Here is a 9,019-nt window from a genome sequence, read left to right on the forward strand (position 1 = left end):
ACACTGTGTGTGTTGCGATTTGTGTTGCTAGTTCTTCAGATTGATCATTCGCTCGACCGATCGTCTCGCGCGCATCGCAAGCGCCGGATCGATCGTGACCTCCTCGCGCAGCGTCAGCAGGCTCTCCAGAATGTTGGCGAGCGTGATGCGCTTCATGTGCGGGCAGAGATTGCACGGACGCAGCATCTCCACGTCGGGCAGCTCGGCCCGCACATTGTCGGCCATCGAGCATTCCGTGATCATCACCAGCCGCCGCGGTCGCTTTTCGCGCACCCAGTTGATCATGTGCGCGGTCGAGCCGGTGAAATCGGCCTCCGCCAGCACGTCAGGCGGGCATTCGGGATGCGCGATGATCTGAACGGACGGATCGGCCTCGCGAAGCTCGCGCAGCTCCGCAGCCTTGAAGCGCTCGTGCACCTCGCAGGCGCCCTTCCAGGCGATGATCTTCACGTCGGTCTTCGAGGCCACGTAGGTCGCGAGATAGCGGTCGGGCAGGAAGATCACGCTTGGCGCATTCAGGCTTTCGACCACCTGCACCGCGTTCGACGAGGTGCAGCAGATGTCGACCTCGGCCTTAACCTCCGCGGAGGTGTTGACATAGGCGACCACGGGCACACCGGGAAATTTTTCGCGGAGCAGGCGGACGTCGGCGCCGGTGATGCTGGCGGCGAGCGAGCAGCCGGCGCGCGAGTCCGGAATCAGCACCGTCTTGTCCGGATTGAGCAGTTTCGAGGTCTCCGCCATGAAATGCACGCCGCACTGGACGATGATGTCGGCCTTCACCTTGGTCGCTTCGACCGCGAGCTGGAGCGAGTCGCCGCCGATGTCGGCGACGCAGTGGAAGATCTCCGGAGCCTGGTAGTTGTGCGCGAGGATCACCGCGCCGCGCGCCTGCTTCAATTCGTTGATCGCCTTGATCGTCGGCGCCATCAGTGGCCACTCGATCGGTGGGATCACATGCTTCACCCGCTCGTAGAGCGGCGCCGTGGCGCGCTCGACCTCATCAGTCCATTCCAGCGAGGGTATCGGCAGCGTGGGTCCCCGTCGCGCCGGCGCGGCGCGTGGAGATGTGTTGTTCGTGACTTGGCCCTGCGGCCGGTTGGCAAAGTCGTCGGGGCCGTAAAGTCCAGTGATCGGCATTGAAGCCTCCCGCGCATGTTGTTGTACTCAATTTGAGTATATATGGAGCCTAAGAAATCCGGCCGAGAAGCCGGGTCACACGTGGTCACTGGCCTAATATGCTCAATCTGAGTAAATCAAAGATATCACGCATGGCCGGGTGTTGCTAGATCTCCTCGCACACATTCCCGTCAAGACGCCCTCCGCTGCGCCGGTCTGGTTGAAACGCAATGCTCCGGCAGCAGCCCTTCATGGAATGCAGTCATTTTTGACTTGGGATTTTCATGCATTTGCATTAAACGAGCTGGCCTGCGGCACCTGTTTGGGATCCGCCAACGACAGATGAGGAACCCCATGTCGACACAAGCAAGCGAGCTCGGTCGTTCCTCCACCTGGCGCACACCGGCCATCATCATTCTCTGCGGCTGCGCCATCGGCATGCTCGGCTTCGGCCCGCGCTCGGCGCTCGGCTTCTTCGTGCAGCCGATGAGTCAAGAGTTCGCCTGGGGCCGCGACGTGTTTGGCCTTGCGATTGCCTTCCAGAATCTGTTGTGGGGATTGGGCCAGCCGGTCGCGGGCGCAGTCGCCGATCGCTTCGGCCTGTTCCGGGTGATGTGCGTCGGCGCTCTGCTCTATGCCGGCGGCCTGCTCCTGATGCGTTACTCTTCCACGCCGCTGTCGCTGAATCTGGGGGCGGGTGTGATGGTCGGCTTTGGCCTCGCCGGCTGCTCGTTCAACCTGGTGCTGTCGGCGTTCAGCAAGCTGCTGCCGGCCGAGAAGCGCGGCCTGGCGCTGGGTGCCGGCACCGCGGCAGGCTCGTTCGGACAGTTCCTGTTCGCGCCGATCGGTGTCGCACTGATCGACAATTTCGGCTGGCAGCAGGCGCTCACCGTGTTCGGCTTCCTGATGCTGCTGATCATTCCGTTGTCGCTGGCGCTCTCGACGCCGCCGGTCGACGGCTCTGCGAGCAAGGCGCCGGCGGACGAGCAGTCCTTCACCAAGGCGCTCGCGGAAGCCTTTGGCCATCGCTCCTACGTGCTGCTGGTGCTCGGCTTCTTCACCTGCGGTTTCCAGCTTGCTTTCATTACGGTGCATCTGCCGGCGTTCCTGGTCGATCGCGGCATCTCGACGCAAACCGGCGGCTGGGTCATCGCGGCCATTGGCCTGTTCAACATCATGGGATCGCTGAGCGTCGGCTATCTCCAGAACTATCTGCCCAAGCGCTTCATCCTCTCCACGATCTATTTTACGCGCGCGCTCGCGACGCTGGCCTTCATCTCGTTCCCGATCACGCCGTTTTCGGCGATCGCGTTCGGTGCGATCTCCGGCCTGACCTGGTTGTCGACGGTGCCGCCGACCTCGGCGCTGGTGGCGCTGATGTTCGGCACGCGCTGGCTGGCGACGCTCTATGGCTTCGCCTTCGTCAGCCATCAGGTCGGCGGCTTCCTCGGCGTCTGGCTCGGCGGCATCGTGTTCGAACGGTTCGGTTCCTATACGCCGATCTGGTGGCTCTCGATCCTGTTCGGCGTGCTCTCGGCGTTGATCAATCTTCCGATCGTGGAGAAACCGGTCGCGCGAGCGGTTGCGCAGCCTGCCTGATCGGCTAAACATGCCCTGAAACAAAGTCAGGGAGTTCAAGCTGTGGCCACGTTCAAGGCGATCCGGATCGACAAGGCGGACAAGGGCACCACCGCGCAGCTGGCGCAGTTCGACGAAGCCGAGCTGATGGAGGGCGACGTCACCGTCCGCGTCGAGTGGTCGACGCTGAACTACAAGGACGGCCTTGCGCTGACCGGCAAGGCGCCGGTAGTCCGCCGCTTTCCGATGATCGCCGGCATCGACTTCGCAGGCACGGTCGAAGCGTCATCGCATCCGCAATGGAAGGCGGGCGACAAGGTCGTCTGCACCGGCTGGGGCATGGGCGAGACCCATCTCGGTGCCTATGCCGAGAAGGCGCGGGTGAAGGGCGACTGGCTGGTCGCCCTTCCGCAGGGCCTGTCGGCGCGCGACGCCATGGCGATCGGCACGGCCGGTTTCACCGCGATGCTTTCGGTGCTGGCGCTGGAGAAGCACGGCTTGTCGCCGAAGAGCGGTCCTGTCGTGGTGACGGGCGCAGCCGGCGGCGTCGGCTCGGTCGCCACCGCGGTGCTGTCCAAGCTCGGCTATCACGTCATTGCCTCGACCGGCCGCGCCGCGGAGGCCGAGTATCTCAAGCACCTCGGTGCCGCCGAGATCATCGACCGCAACGAATTGTCGGCGCCGGCCAAGCCCATCGCCAAGGAACGCTGGGCGGGTGGTGTCGACAGCGTCGGCTCGACCACGCTCGCCAACCTCCTGTCGATGACGAAGTACGGCGGTGCGATCGCCGCGTGTGGCCTTGCGGCGGGCATGGACCTGCCGTCTTCTGTCGCACCTTTCATTTTGCGCGGAGTGTGCCTTCTCGGCATCGATTCGGTGATGTGCCCGATCGAGCCCAGGAAGGCCGCCTGGCAGCGTCTGGCCGTCGATCTGGATCGGACGAAACTATCTGAAATTACTCATGAAATCCCGCTTTCCGAGGTTTCCGATTGGGGCGCAAAAATCCTCGCCGGCCAGGTCCGGGGCCGGATCGTGGTAAAAATTGTCTAACGGCGTTCAGACTTTACCAACCAAGCTGCTTCAATGTCGCCATGGTTAGTATGGTAAGCAGCGGGTAAAGAGATAAGGCATCGCCCGCGCTGGGGTTGGTTCGGAGTTGAGCATGCTTGCGCGTATTGTGTTGGGGGCTGTCACGGCGGCAGCGACGTTTGCGCCGGCCATTGCTGGAAGCATGAATGCCGACGAGGCGCGCCGCTTCGTCGCCGGCAAGGTGTTCGCTTTCACATGCTTCGACGGTACGCGCGGCGCGGGCCGCATCCTGGACGACCTCGGCGCCGCCGGTGCCGTGCAGTTCTCGGGTGCCGGCCCGGTCAAGCATCTCCGCCTGCCCGGCAACACGCTCCAGATTCGCGGCCAGAACGTCTGCGCCTCGATCAAGGGCATTCCGTTCGAGCCCTGTTTCAACCTTGAAAAGACCGACGATCGTAGCTTCCGCGGCTCGGTGTCGGGCATGGGCTTCGCCTATTGCGACTTCCACCACCAGGGCGGCAACCAGATGCTGATGGCGCGCGCCGTGGCGCGTCCGCGTTCGCTGCGCTCCTCGGAGCACACCGGGTCGGTCGCTGCGCCGAATACCGAGGTTGCCGCGCGCGTCGAGACCCCGCGTGTCGAGAGCAGCCGGCTCGAGCCGGTGAAATCGGAAGTCAAGTCGGAGCCCGTGAAGAACGAGGGCCCGCTGGAGCTGCGCCGCTCCACCCAGTAGGTCGGCTGCACGGGGCCATCCGCGCTCTTTCTCGTTGAAGACGATCATCGTGCACGAAGCCGCCGCGCCGTAGTCATACGGACGGCGTCTTTCATGCGTTGGTAGCGACTCGCGCCCCAGTTTGCGTACGGCCGGGGGGCGCGGCCCTACGCAAGGGTTCAACGATGTCGCTGTACTTTTTCCGCATCAGTACCGGCCGCTATTCCGGCGCCGCCGATCAGCCGTACGAGTTCGAGGATCGTGCCGCTGCCTGGGCCGAGATGACCGAGGTTTGCGCCAATCTGCTCGGCAGCATCTCGCGCAGCCTGAAGCCGAACGCCGAGTGGTGCATGGAGCTGCTCGACGAGAACAAGAAGCCGGTCTTTCGCATCAGCCTCGTCGGAGAGGCGATGGGCTGACACCGCCGCGGCGGCGCGGGCGTTAACGACCGCGAAGCATGCAAATCCGCGAAGCTTGATTCTGCTGCGCGCAAAAAGTGTAGAAGCCTGCCGAATTGCGCTGCGTCGTCCGTACTTCTACCTAAGACGTGGGGGCCGCACTTAACGTTAATGAGTAACCTGCCGGTTAGCTTTCCCCGGATGTTCACGCGCTTCGTCGCGGCAATATATATCCCGGGGATAGTTCGATGTCGTTCATCCAGAATCTGCGAATCGGCACCAAGCTCGCCATCACCTCCGCGCTGACCATCGCACTGGTCGCGCTGATGATCTTTCTCCAGATGAGCGGCGGCACCGAAGTCCAGAGACTCGGCAATGGAGCATCGGGACAGCAGGCGATCGCGCAAAACGCGGCGGAAGCGAAGGGCTCGGTGCGAGGGATGCAAATCGGCATTCGCGACATCCTGACCTCGTCCTCGCCTGCCGAGATGCAGAAGGCGGTCACCTATTTCAACGACCGCCAGAAGTCAGCGCAGCAGTTCGCCGCCGAAATGGCCAAGCTCTCGCGCTCGGCCGAAAATCGCAAGCGGATCGATCGCCTGACCGTGCTGATCGGCGAATTCGGCAAGGGCGAGTTGCAGATCGAGGCCATCCGCAAGCAGGAGCTCGCGCTCGATGCCAAGAAGGATGGTGAAGCGGCGGCGCAACTCGCAAAGCTCGTTGCCGAGGTCGATCGTATCCGCAAGGGCACGCTGGCGCCGATCAACGAGGAGATCTCCGAGCTCGCCAATCAGATCACCGACTTCGCCAAGCAGAGGAGCGTCGAGGCGCGCACCGAGGCGGAAGCCGAAGCTGCGTCGGTTGCGCGGACGTCGCTCGTCACCGGCGTGCTGGTCGCGCTGGTTCTGATTGGTGCCTGCATCTTCTCCGTCTTCAGCATCGCGCGGCCGATGCGTGCCCTCACGGCAGCGATGGAGAAGCTCGCCGGCGGCGACTTCTCGGTGGTGCTGCCGGGCCTCGGCCGCAAGGACGAGGTCGGCGAGGTTGCCGGCGCCGTCGAAAAATTCAAGATCGTGTCCGAGCAGAAGGCGCGCGAGGAAGCGGAGGCCAAGATGCGGCAGGATCAGATTGCGGCCGAGCAGCGCAAGGCCGAGATGCGCAGGCTGGCCGACGGCTTCGAAGCCGCGGTCGGCGAGATCGTCGGGACGGTGTCATCGGCATCGACCGAGCTCGAGGCGTCCGCCACTACGTTGACCTCGACCGCCGAGCGCACGCAACGGCTCACCACCGTGGTCGCAGCAGCCTCCGAGGAGGCCTCCACCAACGTGCAGTCGGTGGCGTCGGCGACCGAAGAATTGTCGTCCTCGATCACGGAGATCAGCCGGCAGGTGCAGGAATCCGCGCGCGTGGCGAGCGAGGCCGTCGGTCAGGCCCGCACCACTACCGAGCGCGTCAGCGAGCTGTCCAAGGCGGCGACGCGCATCGGCGACGTCGTCGAGCTGATCAACACCATCGCGGGCCAGACCAACTTGCTGGCGCTGAACGCCACGATCGAGGCGGCGCGGGCCGGCGAAGCCGGCAAGGGCTTTGCGGTCGTCGCAACCGAGGTCAAGGCGCTCGCCGAGCAGACGGCGAAGGCGACCGGCGAGATCGGGCAGCAGATCTCGGGCATCCAGGCCGCGACGCAGGAATCGGTCGGCGCCATCAAGGACATCAGCGACACGATCGAAAAGCTGTCCGAGATCTCCTCGACGATCGCGGCTGCGGTGGAAGAGCAGGGTGCGGCAACGCAGGAAATCTCCCGCAACGTGGCACAGGCTTCGCAGGGCACGCAGCAAGTCTCGTCCAACATCAGCGATGTGCAGCGCGGTGCCAGCGAGACCGGGTCAGCCTCCTCGCAGGTGCTGTCCGCCGCGCAGATGCTGTCCGGCGACAGCAGCCGCCTCAAGCTCGAGGTCGGCAAGTTTCTCGACACCGTACGCGCGGCGTAAGAGTCGCGCACGATTCCCAAGGCAGCTCGTGAGATCATCTGCCACTTCACGCATGCTGCTCTCGCGTCTTGTTTTATCCCCACGCGCAGAACCGGGGGCGGCTGGCTGCAGAGGCGAGCAGTGGCTACCTCAAGCTGAAATCTACAACCTGCTCGTGAAATGAGTGCTTGAGCTTCAATTATTTGGCTCAAAATCTCGGTATTACTCCGAGGGGCGCGTTAATCAGAATAGGGAACTCTGCGGCTAGTTTCTCTGGCAAGGGCGATCAACGTCCAAGCGGCCGGCAAGGACTTGGCTGCGTGTTTCCTATGGGGGAAACGGACCATGTTGAGTCTCGCCCAGAGTCAGCAAACCCGAACCAAGGTCGCCGGCGCGCCGAGCCGACTTGGATACATTCGGATCGGCACGATTTTGCCAAGCATCATCATAGCACTGGTGCTGCTGGGGTTGTCTTCGACTGGATTCATTGCCTATCAGGCGATCGTCAAGCGGCAGGAGTCGGAAGCATTCCTGAGGGTCAATCGAGTCGCGCAGCTGCTGTTGCGCAGCGCGGGACACTGGGCGATTGAGCGCGGCATGACCAACGCGGCGCTGAAGTCTCCCGATGCGGTGACCTCAGAGCGTCGCGCCGAGATCGAGAAGGCACGCGCGACGGCGGACGAGGCCTTTCGCGAGGCCGTGCTGGATATTCGTTCGATTCCCGAAATGGCGGCGGAGCAAAGGCAGGTTGCAGACGCCGCGGCGAAGTTCGAGGAATTGCGCGTGTTGCGCGAGAAGGTCGATGCAGGCCTCTCGCGTCCGCGCGCCGAACGCGCGCCCGATGTAGTGGACGGCTTCGTTCCGACGATTACCGACGTGATCGACGTTGCGAGCAACCGTTTGCGGCTAACGCTTGAAACCCTCACCAGTCCACCTGTGGCAAGGCTGGCGCAACTGGTCGGCTTGCGGCATCTTGCAGCTCAGATGGCCGAGAACGCCGGAAGGGAGCGCGCCTTGCTGGCTGGGGCCGTCGGGGCGCGAGCGAAGCTCGGCACCGAAGGCTTTCTACGTCTTTCCGCGCTGCGCGCGAAGGTGGAGCTCGCGTGGGATACGATATTGCCGGTGCGGCTGCGCCAGGATCTGCCGGCGCAGATCGGGGACGCGATTGTCGAGGTCGAGAAGGTCTATTTTGGGGTCTATGGCGAAACGCGTGTGATCACGCTCGCCTCGGGCGAAAGCGGAGACTACAAGATCACCGGCTCCGAGTACTTCGCGCGGGCCACTGCCGGCATTAATGCGGTGCTGAAGCTCGGCGAGGCCATTGGCGCCGCTGCCGGCCGTGAATCTGCCATGCAGGCGGAAGCCAGCGCGCGTGATTTCATTCTCACGGTTCTGTTGCTTTGTACCTCTCTGGTGCTCGCCGGCCTCAGCTTCTGGATCACCTTCTCGCGGATTCTCAATCCGCTTTCAGCCATTTCGGGCGCGATGGGGCAGCTCGCCAACGGCGACTTTGGTACCGCGGTGCCCGGCACCAGCCGAGCTGATGAGGTCGGTGAGATGGCGCGTACGGTCGAAGTCTTCAAGCAGCACGGTCTCGAGGTCGAACGCATGCGCAGCGGGCAAGCGGAGGCCGAGAAGCACGCTGCCGCGCAACGCAAGGCCGAGATGCACAAGCTTGCGAACGGCTTCGAAGCCGCCGTCGGCGAGATCGTCGACACCGTCTCCTCGGCTGCGACAGAGCTCGAGGCATCGGCCTCGACGCTGACCTCGACGGCGGAGCGTGCGCAGGAGCTGACGACCATCGTGGCAGCAGCCTCCGAGGAGGCCTCCACCAACGTGCAGTCGGTGGCGTCGGCGACCGAAGAATTGTCGTCCTCGATCACGGAGATCAGCCGGCAGGTGCAGGAATCCGCGCGCGTGGCGAGCGAGGCCGTCGGTCAGGCCCGCACCACTACCGAGCGCGTCAGCGAGCTGTCCAAGGCGGCGACGCGCATCGGCGACGTCGTCGAGCTGATCAACACCATCGCGGGCCAGACCAACTTGCTGGCGCTGAACGCCACGATCGAGGCGGCGCGCGCCGGCGAAGCCGGCAAGGGCTTTGCGGTCGTCGCAACCGAGGTCAAGGCGCTCGCCGAACAGACGGCGAAGGCGACCGGCGAGATCGGGCAGCAGATCTCGGGCATCCAGGCCGCGACGCAGGAATCGGTCGGCGC

The 9,019-nt window shown here is 64.0% G+C and carries 7 protein-coding genes; 6 read left to right on the top strand and 1 reads right to left on the bottom strand.

Annotated features, from left to right (window positions below; genetic code table 11):
* Window positions 1–27 precede the first annotated feature (27 nt).
* Window positions 28–1,140: a quinolinate synthase NadA gene (gene nadA / locus AC1RUR_RS35665; protein WP_492852812.1), complete on the bottom strand. Its 1,113-nt coding sequence runs from the start codon at window positions 1,138–1,140 to the stop codon at window positions 28–30.
* 333 nt (window positions 1,141–1,473) lie between these two features.
* On the opposite strand from nadA, the gene AC1RUR_RS35670 reads away from it, so the two are divergent.
* From AC1RUR_RS35670 to AC1RUR_RS35695, 6 genes are all read left to right on the top strand, one after another.
* Window positions 1,474–2,718 (top strand): MFS transporter, encoded by a 1,245-nt coding sequence (locus AC1RUR_RS35670; protein WP_492852813.1) that lies wholly within the window; start codon window positions 1,474–1,476, stop codon window positions 2,716–2,718.
* A gap of 42 nt (window positions 2,719–2,760) precedes the next feature.
* Window positions 2,761–3,747, top strand: coding sequence for an acrylyl-CoA reductase (NADPH) (acuI, locus tag AC1RUR_RS35675; RefSeq protein ID WP_492852814.1), 987 nt, complete (start codon window positions 2,761–2,763; stop codon window positions 3,745–3,747).
* A 112-nt stretch (window positions 3,748–3,859) separates the two neighbouring features.
* The gene (locus AC1RUR_RS35680; protein ID WP_492852815.1) at window positions 3,860–4,459 is read left to right on the top strand and encodes a hypothetical protein; all 600 of its coding nucleotides are present in this window, start codon (window positions 3,860–3,862) and stop codon (window positions 4,457–4,459) included.
* A 164-nt stretch (window positions 4,460–4,623) separates the two neighbouring features.
* A complete protein-coding gene (locus AC1RUR_RS35685) occupies window positions 4,624–4,857 on the top strand; it encodes a DUF6894 family protein (RefSeq protein ID WP_492852816.1) in 234 nt (77 codons plus the stop codon).
* Window positions 4,858–5,084: 227 nt separating this feature from the next.
* Window positions 5,085–6,827, top strand: a complete 1,743-nt coding sequence (locus tag AC1RUR_RS35690) for a methyl-accepting chemotaxis protein (protein WP_492852817.1) — start codon at window positions 5,085–5,087, stop codon at window positions 6,825–6,827.
* Between the two features lie 324 nt (window positions 6,828–7,151).
* A partial coding sequence (locus AC1RUR_RS35695; RefSeq protein WP_492852818.1) for a methyl-accepting chemotaxis protein occupies window positions 7,152–9,019 on the top strand: 1,868 nt, incomplete at its 3' end.

This window comes from Bradyrhizobium sp. GW821-FHT12B03 (genome assembly GCF_058807535.1).